Origin of the sequence: Nocardioides marinquilinus (genome assembly GCF_039543705.1) — a bacterium.
In the GTDB taxonomy this organism is placed as follows: Bacteria; Actinomycetota; Actinomycetes; order Propionibacteriales; family Nocardioidaceae; genus Nocardioides; species Nocardioides marinquilinus.
Genome location: NZ_BAABKG010000021.1, coordinates 1 through 500 on the forward strand (window position 1 = coordinate 1; position 500 = coordinate 500).

A 500-nucleotide genomic window follows, 5' to 3' on the forward strand; every position below is an offset into this window, starting at 1 on the left:
TCTTTCCCGTTCATCCAGCAGTTCCAGCACAATCGATGGTGTTACCAATTCATGGAAAAGGTCTGCGTCAAATCCCCAGTCGTCATGCATTGCCTGCTCTGCCGCTTCACGCAGTGCCTGAGAGTTAATTTCGCTCACTTCGAACCTCTCTGTTTACTGATAAGTTCCAGATCCTCCTGGCAACTTGCACAAGTCCGACAACCCTGAACGACCAGGCGTCTTCGTTCATCTATCGGATCGCCACACTCACAACAATGAGTGGCAGATATAGCCTGGTGGTTCAGGCGGCGCATTTTTATTGCTGTGTTGCGCTGTAATTCTTCTATTTCTGATAAATCAATTTCAATTGGATCAAGTATATTAATTTCACCTAATCGCTCAATACTACCAAACAAAGTAGCCGAAACTGGGTTTAAATCGATACCTTGAAGAACTAGGTCATCATCAAGTTCTCCAACCGTTTCGAAGGTAAGTGGGTATCTCTTTTCATTTACCGAAAC

General features: G+C 44.6%; 1 protein-coding gene. It reads right to left on the reverse strand.

The window, feature by feature from the left end:
• Positions 1-134: 134 nt before the first annotated feature.
• A partial coding sequence (locus tag ABEA04_RS22995; protein ID WP_345464716.1) for a TraR/DksA family transcriptional regulator occupies positions 135-500 on the reverse strand: 366 nt, incomplete at its 5' end.